Here is a 16,525-nt window from a genome sequence, read left to right as displayed (position 1 = left end):
CCGGGTTGCGGCGGGAGTGCCGTGCCATCGCCCGTCCTCTCCGATCTTTCGAAGGCGGAGGCGCCGTCAGGCTTGGCGTGCGACTTCGCTTCCAGCGGCGCCTTCGCCCCGTGCGACATGGTTTCGGCCGTGGCGAATGCCGGCGAGTGGCGGCGCATAGATTGGACACCACGGCTGCCGGAGCCGGCCCCACCCGCGTCCCATGCGACTACCCATCAAGAGCGCCCTGCGGCGCGTCACGGCCCTCGAAGACGACCAGCCGTTGAGCGCGCTGATTCAGCGCCGCGCGCCAGCAGCGCGCGACGCGGGCACGCCCCTCGCGGGATTGCCCGCGCCGAGGCTGGCCCGCATGGACGACGCGACCCAGAGGCCTCGCGTCAAGTTGCCGCCCGCTGCAGCTACGTCGTTGCAGGCCCCCGAGGCGCCTGCGCCCCCCAAGGCGCCTGCAGCCGCCGAACCGGGCAAGGCCCCACGCCAGCCGACCGTCGGCGAGCGCATGAACGTCTTGTGGTTCTCGGGAAAGAAGGGCCGCCAAGCCGAGTTCGACCCGGTCATGACTGCCTACCAGGGCACGCTGAAGGACACCAAGCCGCTCTCCGGAGGAAAGTTCCTCGCCATGATCCTGGAGCTGACGAAGTCCAAAAAAGCCAAGCCGTTCGACACCGGCCATCCGCTCATCCAGGGCTACAGCATCCGGGTCCCGGGCACGCAGGAGGAGGTCCACATCCTGCGACGGGACGAGCCGAACGGCTTTCCCGGCGACATCCGCCGGCTGGGCAAGGTAACGCCCGAGGCGCTGGGCCAGCTGACGAAGGTCATGGACACGGGTGCGGGGATGAGCAGTTCCACGAGTGCCCGCCGCCGAGGCGGCGAGAAGCTCAGCCTCCGCGCCCCGAAGCTGTGGAGCGGCAAGCGCAAGACGGAGTTCACCGACCTCCACAACGCATGCAAGAAGAACACGGATGCCAGTCTCAGCGGTCCGCGCTTCCTCGACATGCTCTACAGGCTGACAATGGAACCCGGGGTCAAGGGCACCAAGGTGAGCGTGCCCGACGCCGATGCCGGGGTGGAGATCGAGCGATTCGACATCACGGTTCCCGGTGCGGGCCCGGCCCAGGTGCTGCGCCGGCTCGACGAGGACCAGGAACTGGCCGACCTGCGCCTCGCGCCCCCCGAGGCAAGCGAAGGCTACGTCCTGGACGAGATGGTCAAGTCGGCCAAGAGCAGCGACGCACAAAAGAGCGCAGCACCGCGTACGAAAGACAACACCGGCGCGACGTCCCAGAACCAGCGCCACTGGAGCATTTGGCGCTCTCTGGCGAAGCACGTGAACGGCGAGTACGAGGCCTGCCGCCTGCATGCACAAAGGAACGACGAGTCGACCCCGACCGGCTCAGGGTTTGTGAAGCATCTGAACGAGCTGTGCGACGACGCGCCCGCGGTCGAGGTAGACGCCGAACACGGGATCACGCGCCACGTGATCAAACCTGACGGCTGCGACAAGTCCATCATCGTGCTTCGGCGCAAGGACGAGCAAGGGCTCCTGGCCGGCATGCGCAAGATTGACGACAACTCGAAGACGGCCGAGGCCGTCAAGGAGATGATCGCGAACATCCGGGAGTCGAAGGCGGAGGCGAGCCCTGCCGGTCCCTCGGCGCCCGCGAAGCGCCCCCTCGGCGTCAAGGCCGAGATGCCCGCCGGCAAGAAGCCTCGCCCGCAGGCGACGGAGCTCAAGCTCGCCCTCGAGATGAAGCAGGTGCTCCAGCTGATGCTCGAGAACCGGAACCGCAAGCGGCCGCTCCTGGATGGCGTTGAGGCGAAGACAAGGCTCTCCGGCGCCTCGCTCAGGTCGTGGTTCGGTCCCGACGGCTCGCTTTCCGGAAAGCGGACGCCTGGCAGCTTCATGCGGCTCAACGGGTACTTCGGAGTGAGGGACGACCTGCAGTTGCTGTTCGAGAAGCTCGGCCAGCACGCGCTCGCGGACGCCTTGCCGCAGCAGATGACCGCCGCCCTGCTGGCGCAGACGCTCAAGGCGCGGATCGACAACCCGACCATCGCTACAGCGGCGCCACTGGCGAAGATCGTGAAGGCCAACCCGAAGGTGGTCGAGAAGAGCATCGACGCCCGCACGGGAGCGCTGCTGATCAGCAACGACGCGTTGCTCGAGATGCCCGACTACGCGGAACACTGGTTGGCCATCAAGGCGGCCCTCAAGGCGCTGGGCCAACGCGACCGGGCCAAGAAGCTGAAGGCGCCCGAAGCCCCGGCCGTGACCATCATGCGCGATCTGGAAGGCAGCTTGCGCCGTGTCGCGGCCGCGGCCGATGCGATGCGGCGCGAGCAGCTGCTGTCCGCGGAGGCAGCGCAGCGCGAGGGCGTTTCACCCGAGCTGCTCGACCTGGTCGTTGGCCCGGGCGGGGCGCTGCGCAATGCGCAGGAGATCGCCAACCGGCTGCCGGGCTTCAACGCCGAGCAGCGGCCGGAGCTGGACGGGCTGGTGGCGCAGCTGCAATCGCCGGCGTCATCCGGCATGTCGCGGGTGCTCGTCCGCAGGATCAAGAAGACTTCCGCGAAGCTCTTCATCGTCCGCAGTGGCGATGCCGCTTCGGGGACGAAGGAGACGCAGAACCTGGCCAAGGTCTTCGCGCACAGCCCGGACCTCGTCCGGTCGGCGCGCCCCTTCACGGCGGAACGGCCCCGGCAAGCCTTGAGGTGGCTGGCGACCGTGCTCAGGAGCCGGTTCAACGACGCCGTCGAGATCACGACCTACTACGACCGGAAGCGCCGCGAGATCTGGGTGTCCTCGAACAAGAGAGAGGTCAACGAGGAGATCCAGGCCTTCCTGTCGGACACGAACCTGCAGCGGCAGCTCGCCAAGCGCGGGAAGCTCGACCACGCGAGCAGGAACGGCCGTCACGAGACGAAACTTCGCGGGATGCTGGCAGATCCATCGGCGCGGCCTCACTCCGCCCAAGCGCGGGAGGTGATCGAGGTCATGTCGGAAGGCCGTTTTCGCGTGCCGGTGGAACGCTTCGAGCTGGACGGCCAGGAGCTCGACTATCACTCAGGGCGGCGCATCAAGGCGGCCTTCACGCACGAAACCGGCGAGGCGCTCAATCTGGCAACGCTGGCGGGGACCATGCGTCCGTGCGGCACCTGCGCCGATGTCCTCGGCCTTCCGGACGATGCCCATCGCGGGCCGTTCTGGCGCTCGCGATCGGCCCACGCATTCACCGACATGGAAACCGTGGTGAAACGCAACATCGCCCTGTCGATCGGCTCTTCCGTCACGAAGATGAGAGACAGCCAGCTCAGCGTGCACTACGACACCGAGAGCGACTCCGACGCCGACGTGCCGGGCCGGCTCGTCAAGCGCGAGCCCGAGCCCGCTGCCGGCGCGGCTCTGCCGTTCGGCCTGTCGCCGGCATGGGGCGACCATCGCCCCCGCCGGCCGGCCCAGGCGCCCGTGCGCAATGCTGCAGCGGCATGGCCCATCGCGCAGGACGAGCGCGACTTCATCACGGACTACCTGCGGCAAGACGTACCGGACAACCCGCAGCAGGCGCGGCAGATGCTGCGGGTGGAGGTCTTGGCCCGGGTGCATGAGTTCAACGACGGGTACTCGCATCGCGATGATGCGTACCAGAGCGTCGACGCCGTACTGGCCCGGATCGGTGCCGACACCGGCACCGACATCGCGCGCGCGGTCCGGCTGGCGCAGGAACTGGGCGATGAGCAGCTGTCGACGTCGGTGCACAACTTGACGCTGGGCTGGCGCACCACCGAGCTCCAGGCGTTGGAGACCCGGGCCGCCGAAGCGTACCTGCTGCTGGCAGGACTCGGCGTGGCGGTGTCCTCGGATCCGCCCGTCGGCACGGCCGCAACGCAACAGGTGCTCCAGCAACTGGTCGACGAAGGCAGTCGCCGGTACGGCGATTTCATGCGCCGGCTGGACGGTCAGGCCGACCTGGAGCCCACGCAGGCCGAGCGCAGCGAGCTCGCGCAGATCGGCACGCTGGCGGCTGCGCTGCGGCGCTCCGCGGCCCATCTGGGATGGCTGCCGCCAGAGGCCTCGCCGATGCAAGCGCTGCCGCAGGAAAGTCGCCAGGCGGGCGTCGTCTGGAGCGAGTCGCAGGCGCAGGCGTTGTTCACCCGCGGCAGCGCCTCGGGCGTGGGCAACAACTGCTGGTTCGACGCCGTCGCGCAGCTGTCGCTGAACCAGGCGCGCGGGGAGGGCGACGACGCGCGCATTGAGCGGCTGGCGCAGCGCTTGCGCCGGGCTGCCGACCGGCTGGGCCTCGTCGGCACCGGCGAGATGTTCGAGGACACCCACGGCCAGATGCACGCGATCGCGCGCGCCCTGGGCGTGCAGGTGCACGCCTTCGGCCAGCTGCCCGATGGTGCGCTGCGGCTGTCCCCGCTGGAGAGCGTGGGGGCGCCCCGAAGCAGGTCCGTGTACATCCGCATCAGCGGCGCCCATTTCGAGCCCATGTGGCCGACGTGGCAGGCCGCGCCGGCAAGCCCTGTTTCCGTGAAGGCGGAGCCTGCCGAGGCCGCCGTGCCAGCGCGCGCGCCGGTGTACGTGGAGACGGCGCTGGACCAGGCGCGCACGGCTTTTCATCGCGAGCTCGGGGAGATCTGCGACCTGACCGGCGAGCTGGCCGAGTGGCAGACCCACTTCGACCGCAACGACATGGCCATCGTGCGGCACGACATGGTGCCCATGCCGGAGAACGACCACAAGTTCCCGCTGCGCGATCCGGCCGATGCCCTGGGACGCGCCCACCCACGCTACGCGGACAAGGACGGCAATGTCCATCCCCGTGTGGGCCTCAGGAAAATGCAGTTCGGCAGCGGCTTTCGCAGCTACTTCCGGGAGCTTGTGAAATCGAAGGATGCGCGGCTTTCCGTGGATCCACGCCGCCTGCCCGAGGTGATGACGAGGGTAGAGGAGGACGCGGCCCGCGAGCTGCAGCGACTGATCCGCGGCGAGGTCGGGCCGCCGCGCTGCACGCCTCGCTTGCTGCGCGACTCGGACGTACAGCCCCACGAGCGCATGCTGGTCGGACAGCACGGACTGTTCGTGCCTCGTCCCGAAGCAGCCGCGGATCGGCCCACGCTGTCCAACGGACGCATCCTGGGCTTCTACATGGGCGCGCTGGTCGAGAACGACCATGAGCTTGCCCAGACTGCTTCCCTGCACCCGGACTACGAGCGCTATGCCATCGACGCCCATCCGCGCGGCAATGGGCGGGTGATGTACTCGGGCCTGGGGGCGACCAACAGCATCGCGTTCGCCAACACCGCGTTGAAAGCAGATTCGGCCGAGCCCGCCTCGGACCACAAGCGGCTGAATTCGCTGTTCATCGAGTTCGACGCGACGCTGACGGACAACACCGGCAAGCCGCGCATCGAACGCCTGGTGGCCATGGTGGCGCTGGACAACCTGTTCGACGACAACCATGCCGACGCACAGGTGCTGGCCGACTACGGGGAAGACTTCCTGGAGAACTTCAGGTCCAGTCACATCAAGGCAGAGGGGTTCAGCGAAGCCTGACACCCATGTGGCGCGCCTTCGCCTGCAGGTACAGGCGTTCGTGTTCGGGAGGCGGCATGATGCGCAGCCAACTACCCTGACCGGATTTACGCGAAGGGTGATCTTGATGCTGCAACATGCGAATGCCGAACTGGGCGCTTTTCCCCGGAATGTTCCGACGTTCAACACCGAGCGCTTCGTCGTCACACCGCTGACACCCACCAAGGTGCGGGAGTTGGTCGGCGTTCTCTTGCAGGACGAGAATCTGGCGCAGCAGATCTCGTGGATGCAGGACAAGACGGCTGATGGCGCGCTCAGGGAGGCGTTTCTTCTCGAACTGCAGTGCACTACAGGCACCACCAAGGCATGGGGAATCGTGGAACGCGCTCGCGCCATGTTGATCGGCACAGTCCTGGCCCGGCAGACCATCAGCGGCATCGATCTGGAGATCCTTTGCGCATCCCAGTTCTGGAACCAGGGCATTGCAGACGAGGCGGGAGAGCCCGTGGCTGAATGGCTCGAAGACAACACCGAAGTAGCGCTGATCGTTCCGCACTGACCACAGCCCAGGTTCAGTCCCTGGGCGACACGCTCGTTGGCCCGCACGCGGGCGCGAAGCCGGGCAAATCGGGAGCGATTGCATTGCGCATCATGGTGTGCCGGCTTTGCCTCTCCGGAACATTTGACTGGCAAATTTGCCGCACACCATCTCGGCAACGGCGAAGCCGGCGCGGCCGGCTGCTGGCCGCGCGCCGCGTCGTTCGCCGCCGATGGCAGCGCCATGGCGGCGGTGGCCGATGGGTGCCCGGACCGTGGGCGTGCGGTCAGGCCGCAGCCGTCCCCGGGGGCAGATTCGTCAATCAGTGAGCGGTTTGCGAGTGAGCCCCCCCGGGTGATGAAATGTCTGCGATCGCCTTGCCGATCTGCCTGGCATCTTCGCGCCCCGTCAGGTCGCTCAGCGAAATGATCCCCACGAGGCGCTTGTCGCGACTGAGTACCGGTAGCCGGCGGACCTTGATGTCGCCCATGTGCTGCGCGGCATCGTCCAGGTCTTCATCCTCAAAGCAGTACATCACTTCCTGAGACATCACCTCACGGATCCTGGTGTCCGGGCCAAGGCCACGGGCCACTGCACGGACCGCAATGTCGCGGTCGGTGATCATGCCGACGAGGCGATCGTTCTCGCCGACCGGCAATGCACCGATGTCCTGGTTGGCCATCATTTCGGCAGCTTCGCGAATGCTCTGGCCAGGGTCGGTCAGGTAAACGTCGTCTGTCATTGCGTCACGAACTTTCATGGCTGACTCCTTTCACGGCTTTGTATATGAAGGCGGGCAACGCGTGTGCCCGGCTACTTCGGCGCCAGCACCGGCGCCGGCGCAGCGCTGGTGGCCGCCGCGCAGCGTCCCCACATCGTGCGAGCCGTTGTATCGCGCGGAGGCCGTCCGGACTTGGCCGCCGGCGCCTTGAGCCATGTGCGCGCGCCGACGCTGTTGATCGTGGGCGGCGACGATGTTCCGGTGATCGGCATGAACCAACGAGCGGCCGCTCAGATCACCGCCGAGACACAATTGATCATCGTCCTGGGCGCGCCCCACCTGTTCCAGGAACCGGGCTCGCTGGATACCGTTGCGCAGTGTGCGCAGGCGTGGTTTCTCCGGCATCTGGGCGGACCACGGCAAGCTTGTCGGACAGCCCGCCATCCCTGCTGACGCTGCGCAATCGTTCAGAACCGATACCCGGCCGCGAGCAGCGCGGTGTTGCGGCCCTTTCCGCGGACCAGCGGGCTGTCGGCAACCGAATCGCCGACCACGGTGCGGCGCACGTAGAGGTGGGTGTACCAGTGTTGCGTGATGCGGGTATCGATCAGGAGGCCGGCAAACACGTTGACAGCCGAGCCGGGCTGGTAGTTGCGCGCGAGCGTTGCCGCATCCGCTTCGGTGGTGCCGTAGTAGTAGCGGGTGTAGCGGCGGCTCTGGTATTCGGCGCCGATCTCGGGATACAGCGTCACGCGCCCGAGCGACAGCTCGGCGAGATAACGCGCCTGCCACAGCGTGCCGGCGGACTTGCCGAAGTCGTGATAGACGCGCACGTCGAAGGCGCCGATGGGCGTGATCTGCAGCGTGCCCATACCGAAGGGCAACGAGTCCTGGCGCTTGCCAAGGTTCGCGGCCTTGTAGCCATCGTGCCGGTATTGGCCCACGACCTCGATGTGGCCGTAGGCGACCGGAAGCACCTTCACGCCGAAGGTGTCCACGCGGGCGAACGCCGGGCCGTACTCGAGGTCCAGATAGGGCATCGCGCTGGTCCTCTCGCGCTCGCCGCGGATCTGGCTTTGCGACCATGAGGCGCCGATGCCCAGGTCGCCGGACAGCGCGGCCTCGGCGGCCCATGCCGCATTGACATGAAGCAGTGACATCGCGGCTGTGAATGCGCAGATGCGCGCAGGAGAAATGACGAGGTTCACTGGAAAGGTCTTTCGTTCAGGAAGCCGAAGGGTTGATCGGATGAAGGAAGGCGCCGGCGGGCCGCTCACGCGGCGGTGGTGATGGGCTGCGGTTCACGCTTGCGAACCAGCCAGCGCGCCAGCGTGCCGCTGAACAGCAGCTCGTAGAGCACCGGCACCAAACCCAATGTCACGAGGGTGCCGAGCAGCAGGCCGCCGATGATCGTGACCGCCATCCCAGACCACAGCGGCCCGCCGAACAACAGCAGCGGCACCAGCCCGGCGACGCAGGTGAGCTTGGTCATCACGATCGGGCGCAGGCGCTGCACTGCCGAGGAGACCACCGCCTCGCGAGGGCTCTTGCCGGCATGCAGTTCGGCCTCGATGCGCTCCAGCAGCAACACCGCGTTGTTGACGATGATGCCGGCCAGCGACAGCAGCCCGAAGTTGGCCATGAACCCCAGTGGCTCGCCGGCGATCTTGAGTGCAGGCGCCACGCCGATCATGGCGAACGGGATGATGGCGAGGATGAGCAGGAGCTTGCGGAACGAGCCGAACTGCCAGATGAAGAGCACCAGCATCGCAACGCCGGCGTGCGGCAGGTACTGGCTGAGCGCCTCGTTCGCTTCGGCCGCATCCTCGATCTCGGCGCCGAGCTCGATGCGATATCCGGGCGGCAGCTCGAGCATCGCCACCGCGGGTGCGAGGAGGTCGACCACCTGTTGCGCGGTCCCGGTTTCGCTGCGGCCGCTCACCGTGAGCGTGCGCGCGAGGTCGCGGCGGCTGATCACCGAAGGCTCGGACGTGAGCGATACCACCGCCACCGCCGACAGCGGCACGGGTGAGGCGCCGGTCGCTGGGTAGATGAGCGTGTTGCCCAGGTTCTCGGGGTGCTGGCGTTCGTCCTCCGAGCCGCGCACGATGAGCGGCACGAGCGTTCCACCGTCACGCAGCATCGACACGTCGATGCCGGTGTAGCGCGCGCCCAGCGAGGTCGCGACGTCCTCGCTGGTCACGCCGAGCGCGCGCGCCTTGGGCTGGTCGATCTGCACGTCGATGCGAGGCACGCGGTTGGCCCAGTCGTCGCGCACGTCGACCACGCCCGGCACCTGCTGCAACGAAGCCTTGATCCGCTCGCCGAGTGTCTTGAGCGTCGCTTCATCGGGGCCGCTGATGCGATAGGCCACCGTGCCCGAGTCGGTGGAGCCCAGCGAGAAGCGCTTGGCCTCGGCGCGCAACTCGGGGTGCGCCTGGGCGAGCCAGGCACGGGTGCGGGCAATCACCGGGTCGAGGTCGTCCTTGCTCTTCACGCTGACCGTGAAGTAGCCGATGTGTGAAGCCGGCAAGGGCGGTGTCAGGCCAAGGATGATGCGAGGTCCGCCGTCGGCCACGTAACCGATGCTCGTGGTGATCTCGGGGTTGACCTGCTGGTCGCTGAGCCAGCGGCTGATGTCGCGCACCTTGGCCAGCGTCTGGCGCGAGTCGCTCGCGGGCTGCAGTTCGATCGAGATCTGGTACTGCGGCCGGTCGGACTTTGGCAGGAAGCCCGCCGGCACGGATGCCAGCATCAGCATCGCGCCGGTGAGAAGCGCGGCCATCGCCGCGAGAAAGAGGGCCTTGTGGTCGAGCACGGCGCCGATCACGCGGCGGTAGCTGCGGTAGAAGACGCTTTCCGTGGATGGCTCGTGTTGCGCCGCGGCATGCGAAGGCTTCATGAAGTAGAAGCACAGCAGCGGCGTCACCGTCAGGCAGAACAGCCACGAGCCCAGCAGCGCCAGGGCCAGCACGACCACCAGCGGCCTCAGGTACTCGTTGATCGAGGTGTGGCCGAAGAAGAAGGGCGAGAACGCGAAGATGATGACGAGGGAGGACGTCAGCAGCGGGATCGCGAGGGTCTTGCCCGCGTCGATGCAGGCGCCGCGGCGCGACTCGCCAGCGGCCAGCCGCCGCTCGATGTCTTCGGCGATCACGATGCCGTTGTCCACCAGCAGGCCCAGGGCGATGATGATTGCCGCCATCGACACGTTGTGCAGCTCGATGGACAGCGCCTGCATCGCGATCAGCGTGCCCAGGATGGTGAGCGGCACGATGCTGCCGACGATGATGCCGGCGCGCCAGCCGAGGAACAGCACCACCACCGTCATCACGATGACGACGGTCTCGGCCAGCACGCGGTTCATCTTGCCCATCTCGCGTTCCACGGCGTCGGCCTGGAAGGTCACGTAGTCGAGCGTGAAGCCGGCCGGCAGCATCTGCTGCAGTTCCGCCACCCGCGCCTTCAGCGTCCGGCCGAAGGCCTGCACGTTCTGCCCCGCGCGCATCGACACCCCCAGCACCACGGCAGGCTCGCCCTTGTAGACGGCGGCCGAATCCGGCGGATCGGCGGGCAACACGCGGATGCTGGCGATATCGCGCAGGCGCACGGCATGGCCGTTGCGGCCGCCCGAATCGGGCAGGCTGAGCACGAACTCGCGCAGCGCGTCCAGCGAGGCAATCTCGCCGGAAGCCATCAGTGCGCTGTTGATGTCGCCGAGCACCACCTGGCCGCCCGAGAGAACGACGTTCTGCTGTTGCAGTTGTTGCAGCACGGCCGGAGCGCCCAGGCCCAGGCCGGCCAGGCGGGCGCGGTCGAATTCGATGTAGACGCGCTCGTCCTGGAGGCCGTGGAAGCTCACGCCCTGGACGCCGGGAAGGTCATACAGGCGGTCGCGCAGGCGCTTGAGCGGCTCGCGCATCTCGCTCATCGAAAAGCCGGGCGCCGTGACGGCGATCGATGCGACGGCCACGCGGCCGAAGTCGTCGTTGATGGACACGGGCAGCGTTCCGGCCGGGAACTGCGGCGACACCTCGGCGACCTTGGCGCGCACCTTCTGCCAGATGGGCTGCAGGTCGGCATAGCTTTCGTGGATCGAGACCTGCAGGATGGCGTTGCCGGTGCGCACCGTGCTCACCACATGCTTGAGCTCGGGCAGCTCGCGCAGCCGCTCTTCCAGCGGGCGCGCCACCAGTTGCTCCATGCGCTCGGCCGGCAGGCCGGGGTTGACCACGAAGATCATGGCGTCGCGGATCGTCGTCGAAGGCTCCTCCTGCGACGGGAACTTGAGGAAGCTGAAGATGCCCGCCACCAGCACCAGTGCGGCGACGAAGAAGATGAGGCGGCTTGCACCCAGTGCGGATTCAGTGAGCTTCACGGCCGGCCCCCGAGCAGCAGGGTCTGTGCTTCGTGCATGACAGCGCTCTGGCCTTCGGTGAGGAAGGCGGCGCCGGCCACGACGACCTGGTCGCCCCGGGCGAGGCCTGCCATGACGGGCACGCGGCCATCGGGCAGTACCGCGTCGCCCAGCTCGACGCCGCGGCGCATGAGTTGCTGCTTCACCGTGTCGAGCACGAACACGCTCGCATTGCGGCGGCCTTCGGCGCCGTACACCACCGCGGCAACGGGCACCGAGACGGCGCTCGGCCCTGTGCGCGGCAGCTCGACGGACACCACGCCGCCGCTGCGCAGGCCTTTCGCCGGCCGTTCGATGCGGAAGGTCACTTGCACCAGCGATCCGCTTTCGCTGCGCGCGGACACGCGCTCGAGCTTGAGCGGCAGCGGGCGCAGGTCCGGGTTGCTCGCGGTGGCGGCATCGCCGGGAACCAGGCGCGCAGCCACGGTGTCGGGCAGCATGGCCACGACTTCCAGCGCACCGCCGGCCTCGATCTGCAGCGCCGGCTGGCCGGCACCGATGTCGTTGTGCGGCTGGGCCGAGCGCGCAACGATCTCACCATCGAACGGTGCCTTGATGCTGGTCTGAAGCAGGTCACGGCGGGCCAGCGCGAGCGCCGCTTCCGCCACTTGCATCTGGCTCACGGCCACGCGGTGCTGAGTCTGCGCAGATTCCAGCGTGGTGGCGGACACGATGCGTTCCTTCGCCAGCGACTCGTGCTGCTGCAACTGCGTGGTGCGCTCGGCCAGCGCGGCCGCCGCAGCGGAACGGTCGGCCTCGGCCTTGTCGAGCCGCCAGCGCGCGGGTGCATCGTCCTGGCGAGCCAGTACCTGGCCGGCCCGCACATGGTCGCCGACATCCACCAGGACGGTGGCGATGCGCCCGGGCGATTCGAAACCGAGTTCCGAACGCTGGCGCGCGCGCAGCGTCCCGACGAAAGACTCACGCGCATCGGCGGAGGCGTTGCCGATGACCTCGACCTTGACGGGACGAGGGGGTTGGACGAGGGGGGCGGCGGGCTGGCTGCAACCGGCGAGCAGGGCGGCAAGGGCGGCGGCAGCCACCGCGTGGGAAGGCATCTTGGGCATGGAAGACTCTTGGACCGTGATCAGGCGACTTGGGCGATCAGTTCTTTCAGCGTCTTGCGCATCACGTCGCGCTGGCGCTTGGTGAACTGGTGGAGACCGAGCAGCTCGACCAATGAAATGCCGTCCATCGCGACGGCCAGCACCAGCGCCAGGCCGGCATCCTTGCCGGTGTCGCTCAACTCGCCGTACGTCCGCATGAATGCCGCTCGCACGGGTCCGAGCAGATGCGGGTAGCTCGACGCCGCAGACAGCAGGTTGGTCAACAGCTGCCTCTCGCTGGGCGACATGTCGAACGTATCGTCGATGAATGCGAGCAGCAATGCGCTCTTGGTGGCGCCGCTCTTGGCGGCCTTGGCGCGGCTGCGCTGATCCAGGTGCTCGATCATTCGCTCGACCAGTGCGCCGAGCAAGTCATCCTTGGTCTTGAAGTGGTAGATCAAGCCGCCCTTGGTGACACCAGCCGCGGCGGCCACGGCGTCGAGCGTCAGGTCGTGAACGCCCTTGAGCGAGATCAGGTCGCCAGCGGCTTCAAGCAGCTTCTCACGTGAGCTGCCGCGAGGGGAGGTGGTGTTGGGCATGGGTACCTCGGTGTTGATACTGTACTGTACGTATAGTACAGTTTGCTTCATCGATTCGTCAACCACCCGAGCCTCCAATGCCTCACACCGAATACAGAACTCCGGGCCGTCCAGCGGGCCTTGCCGCAGTGACGCTGATGCTTTCAACGCTGCTCGGTTGCGCCACGCCGCCTTCGCTGCCTGCACGGTCCTTTGATCTGCCGGCGCAATGGAGCGGGGGCAAGGCCGCGGCAGATGCGCCCACGCAGCGAACCGATGCGTGGTGGACCGACTTCGGCAGCACGGAGCTCGACGCCCTGGTCGAATCCGCCCTGCAGGCCAATCGTGACCTGCGTGTCGCGGCGGCCCGTGTCGCACAAGCCCGCGCGCTGGCGGATGGCAGCGACGCCGACCGCCTGCCGCAGCTCGGCTTGGTGGCGGGTGCCACGCGCGGGCGCGATTCGGGCGCCGACCCGAAGGCCGACGTGGCGTACGCCGGCTTTCGCGCCAGCTGGGAGCTCGATGTCTTCTCGGGCAAGGCGCTGGCGAGTGCGGCGTCGGCGCACGATGCGCAAGGGGCCGAGCTGGCGCAGCAAGCCGCGCGCATCGCGCTGGCCGCTGAAGTGGCGACGGCCTACGTCGAGCTCCAGGCGCTTGCGCGCCGTGAAGTGGTGGCCGGGGAGGGCGTCGCCGCACTGGAGCGTCAGATCGCGGTGGCGCGCCGCCGCTTCGACGCCGGCCAGCTCGGCTCGCTCGACATTGACCGCTACACGAGCGAGCTGCGCCAGGAGAAGGCGAATGCAGCGCAACTGCACGGTGCATTGCAGGTGAGGCAAAGGCAGCTGGCTGTGCTGGTCGGGGCTGTGCAAGTACCCGCCGGCGCGCCGTGGGCAGGCTGGGGCAACGACGGCGTCGCGGCACCTGCCGCCCCGTTGCCGGCCGAACTGCTGGAGCGCCGGCCCGACGTGAAGCGCGGCGCGCTCGCGGTCGAGGCGGCGGCGGCACGTGTGGGGGTGGCCAAGACCGATCTCTATCCGCGCATCCAGATCGACTGGGCCGGGCGCAAGGAACGCCTGCGCGTGCAGGGCGGTGACGCGGCGACGACCCTGGTGGTCGGCTATGGTGTGTCGCTCTCGCTGCCCATCTTCGATGGCGGCCGCATCCGCGCCAACATTGCCATCCACGAGGCGCGCGCCCAGGAGGCCATGGCCGAATACGAGAAGGCGATGCTCGGTGCGCTGGCCGACGTGGAGGTGGCCTTCACGCAACTGAACACATCGGAGGCCAGCGTGGCCGAACTCGAGCAGGCCATGATCGCCAGCACCGACGCCGCCGCCAAAAGCGAGCGGCTGTTTCAAGCGGGACTGACTGACCTGAACACCGTGCTGGACGTGCGTCGCAGCCGCCTGCGCGCGCAAGACGCGTTGCTGCAGGCACGTGGCGCGAGGTGGGTTGCGGCGGTTTCGATCCGGCGCGCGTTTGCCGGCGCGGTTTGAGCCTGCGCTGAGTTTGCGCGGAGTTTCCGCGGTCCGGGCTTCCTACGGGGCCCGGACAGACTCGACGGCCCGGCCATCCCCGGGCCTGATTCTCGTCAAATGGCTGGACAGCATGCCAGCCACGGTGCGCGCCACCGCCTTCACGTCCAGCGGCTCGTCGAAGATCATCTCGACCGTCGCGTAGATCAGTTCCACGACGATGCGGCTGACGAGCACCAGCTCGGCCGGGCTCACACCCGGGAGCGCCTTGGCCAACAGCGTGGCCTGCTCGTGCGTGACGGCGGCGTGGGAGTCGAGCCGCACCTGCTGCAGTGCCGGCACGGCGCGCAGGGCCCGCATGATCCACACGCCGCCCATCGTCTGCACCGTCGCCTCGTAGGTGTCGAGGATCAACCCCTCGAGCGCGGCCTCGAGGGCGCCGACACCTCCGCTGAAGACCTCGAGCGTGATCCAGTGATCGACCCGTTCGTTCTGGCGCTTCATCAGGCGCCGCCCCAGTTCGGACAGCAGCGCGTACTTGTTCGGGAAGTAGCGGTACAGCGCCGGCGGCGACAGCCCGGCCCGCTCGCACACCAGGTTGGTCGACAGCCGCTCGATGCCGACATCGGCCAGCGTCTGCGCCGTCACGTCGAGGATGCGTTCGTAGGTTTCGGTGGCGCGCTGCTGCGCCGGCTGCTTCTTCGTGGCCAGTGAGGGCGGGGGCTTGCGGGTCGGCGGCATCGGGCGAGGGGTGGGCGGCATCAGGGATTGTCCGGGCAAAGTTTGTTGACACGAAACAGTAGTGATGACTATACACTAGCCATGACTACCTAAATGCGACGGGTTCTTGTCGCATCGTCTCGCAACGAAAGGCACCGCACCGTGAAGACCGTTCTTGCCCTGATCCCTGCCGCGTTTCTTTTGTTGTCCGCGCCGGCCCGCGCCGCGGGCGTCGACGACGCCAAAGGTTTGTGGATGACCGCGCAGAGCGACGCGGTGATCGAATTCAAGGCCTGCGCCGATGCGCCGGGCGCCCTGTGCGGACGCATCGTCTGGGACAAGGACGCAGGCACGCCGGCCGACACCTGCGGCGTGCAGATCGCCCAGCTCCAGCGGTACGAGAAAGACGCCTGGCGCGACGGCTGGATCTACGACCCGCGCGACAAGAAGAAATACAAGGGCGTCGTGCGCGTCAAGTCGGGCGACCTCTTCATCCGCGCCTTCATCGGCGTGGAGGTTCTCGGCGAGACCGAGCAGCTCAAGCGCGTGCCTGCCATCCCGGCCTCGCCGGCGTGCCACTCCTGATCCCGCCCACCACCCTCATGGAGAGACCCATGCCTTCGCTTCGCCCACTTTCGTTCGCCGCCGGCATGGTGCTGGCCGCCGCCGCCGTCCCCACGCTGGCCGAGGAGACGGCCAGCTTCGCCATCGACCCCGAGGTCAAGATCACGTCGGACCAACGCACGCGCGGCATCTCCGATTCGCTGAACCGCCCGGGTGCCAAGCTGAGCATCGAGGCCGTCCACGAAAGCGGGCTCATCGGGCTCGTCGAGTTCTCGTCGGTGAGCAAGAAGCAGTTCCTCGATGGCGCCGGGCTGGGCATGACGCTGGCGGGCGGCTACCGCTTTGGCGATCCCGAGGGCTGGCACTTCGGCGCCGGCCTCGCCACCGAGCTCTTCCCCGGCGCGAAATTCGAGGCGCCGCACGGCTTCGACATGACCACCGGCACGCCGACGGGCTTCCAGACCACGCGATACAACAGCACCTTCGCGGTGGTCGAGATCGGCTACGGCGAGCTCGAGGGGCGCGTCCTCCATGTGCTCTCCAAGACCTACCGCGGCGCGGACACCGGCGGTGTGTGCGGCACGATGCTCGCGCTGATGCCCGACCCGACCCAGGCGCTCGAATGCTATGCGCGCGGCGACCACGGCTCGCGCGGCAGCTGGCTGTTCGACCTGGACTACAAGTACAACCTGACCCCGACCACGACGCTGAACCTGCACGCCGGCTATCAAAAGATCGCCCACTTCAGGGAGGCGAACTTCTCCGACTACCGCATCGGCGTCACCCACAAGCGCTGGGGCTTCGAGTGGAACGCGGACTGGGTGACCACGAACACCCGCGTCCGGGAGCTGTACCTGGCGCAGGACGGCGACGCGCTGCGCGCCACCGACGACAACAAGTTCGTCGTCTCGATCTCGCGACGGTTCTGAC

General features: G+C 67.8%; 12 protein-coding genes. 6 read left to right on the top strand and 6 right to left on the bottom strand.

Going from position 1 to position 16,525, the window contains the following annotated elements; genetic code table 11:
* Positions 1 to 202: 202 nt before the first annotated feature.
* Positions 203 to 5,557, top strand: coding sequence for a hypothetical protein (locus ASC87_RS27565; RefSeq protein ID WP_056670700.1), 5,355 nt, complete (start codon positions 203 to 205; stop codon positions 5,555 to 5,557).
* A 106-nt stretch (positions 5,558 to 5,663) separates the two neighbouring features.
* The gene (locus ASC87_RS27560; RefSeq protein WP_056671155.1) at positions 5,664 to 6,095 is read left to right on the top strand and encodes a GNAT family N-acetyltransferase; all 432 of its coding nucleotides are present in this window, start codon (positions 5,664 to 5,666) and stop codon (positions 6,093 to 6,095) included.
* 301 nt (positions 6,096 to 6,396) lie between these two features.
* On the opposite strand, the gene ASC87_RS27555 is transcribed toward ASC87_RS27560, so the two are convergent.
* Positions 6,397 to 6,834: a CBS domain-containing protein gene (locus tag ASC87_RS27555; protein ID WP_056670698.1), complete on the bottom strand. Its 438-nt coding sequence runs from the start codon at positions 6,832 to 6,834 to the stop codon at positions 6,397 to 6,399.
* 45 nt (positions 6,835 to 6,879) lie between these two features.
* On the opposite strand from ASC87_RS27555, the gene ASC87_RS27550 reads away from it, so the two are divergent.
* Positions 6,880 to 7,248, top strand: coding sequence for a hypothetical protein (locus tag ASC87_RS27550; protein ID WP_056670695.1), 369 nt, complete (start codon positions 6,880 to 6,882; stop codon positions 7,246 to 7,248).
* Between the two features lie 14 nt (positions 7,249 to 7,262).
* On the opposite strand, the gene ASC87_RS27545 is transcribed toward ASC87_RS27550, so the two are convergent.
* The 4 genes from ASC87_RS27545 to ASC87_RS27530 form a co-directional block, all read right to left on the bottom strand.
* The gene (locus ASC87_RS27545) at positions 7,263 to 7,955 is read right to left on the bottom strand and encodes a MipA/OmpV family protein (protein WP_157604413.1); all 693 of its coding nucleotides are present in this window, start codon (positions 7,953 to 7,955) and stop codon (positions 7,263 to 7,265) included.
* A gap of 113 nt (positions 7,956 to 8,068) precedes the next feature.
* Positions 8,069 to 11,173, bottom strand: coding sequence for an efflux RND transporter permease subunit (locus ASC87_RS27540; RefSeq protein WP_056670687.1), 3,105 nt, complete (start codon positions 11,171 to 11,173; stop codon positions 8,069 to 8,071).
* Positions 11,170 to 12,279, bottom strand: a complete 1,110-nt coding sequence (locus tag ASC87_RS27535) for an efflux RND transporter periplasmic adaptor subunit (RefSeq protein WP_056670684.1) — start codon at positions 12,277 to 12,279, stop codon at positions 11,170 to 11,172. The genes ASC87_RS27540 and ASC87_RS27535 overlap by 4 nt, the downstream gene beginning before the upstream one ends.
* A 20-nt stretch (positions 12,280 to 12,299) precedes the next feature.
* Entirely contained in the window at positions 12,300 to 12,857 is a 558-nt protein-coding gene (locus ASC87_RS27530) for a TetR/AcrR family transcriptional regulator (protein ID WP_056670680.1), read from the bottom strand.
* Between the two features lie 137 nt (positions 12,858 to 12,994).
* Here ASC87_RS27530 and ASC87_RS27525 point away from each other — a divergent pair, with 137 nt between their 5' ends.
* A complete protein-coding gene (locus ASC87_RS27525; RefSeq protein WP_082569029.1) occupies positions 12,995 to 14,332 on the top strand; it encodes a TolC family protein in 1,338 nt (445 codons plus the stop codon).
* Positions 14,333 to 14,374: 42 nt separating this feature from the next.
* Here the strand turns inward: ASC87_RS27525 and ASC87_RS27520 are convergent, their stop codons facing one another.
* Entirely contained in the window at positions 14,375 to 15,073 is a 699-nt protein-coding gene (locus ASC87_RS27520) for a TetR/AcrR family transcriptional regulator (protein ID WP_056670677.1), read from the bottom strand.
* Positions 15,074 to 15,193: 120 nt separating this feature from the next.
* On the opposite strand from ASC87_RS27520, the gene ASC87_RS27515 reads away from it, so the two are divergent.
* On the top strand, positions 15,194 to 15,616 hold the full coding sequence (locus ASC87_RS27515) for a DUF2147 domain-containing protein (RefSeq protein ID WP_056670675.1): 423 nt from the start codon (positions 15,194 to 15,196) through the stop codon (positions 15,614 to 15,616).
* Between the two features lie 29 nt (positions 15,617 to 15,645).
* Positions 15,646 to 16,524: a TorF family putative porin gene (locus ASC87_RS27510; protein WP_056670672.1), complete on the top strand. Its 879-nt coding sequence runs from the start codon at positions 15,646 to 15,648 to the stop codon at positions 16,522 to 16,524.
* Position 16,525: the final 1 nt, after the last annotated feature.

The sequence above is a fragment of the Rhizobacter sp. Root1221 genome (assembly GCF_001425785.1).
GTDB lineage: Bacteria > Pseudomonadota > Gammaproteobacteria > Burkholderiales > Burkholderiaceae_C > Rhizobacter.
The sequence above is the reverse complement of the archived record's forward strand: the minus strand, read 5'-3'. Positions and strand labels throughout refer to the sequence as shown.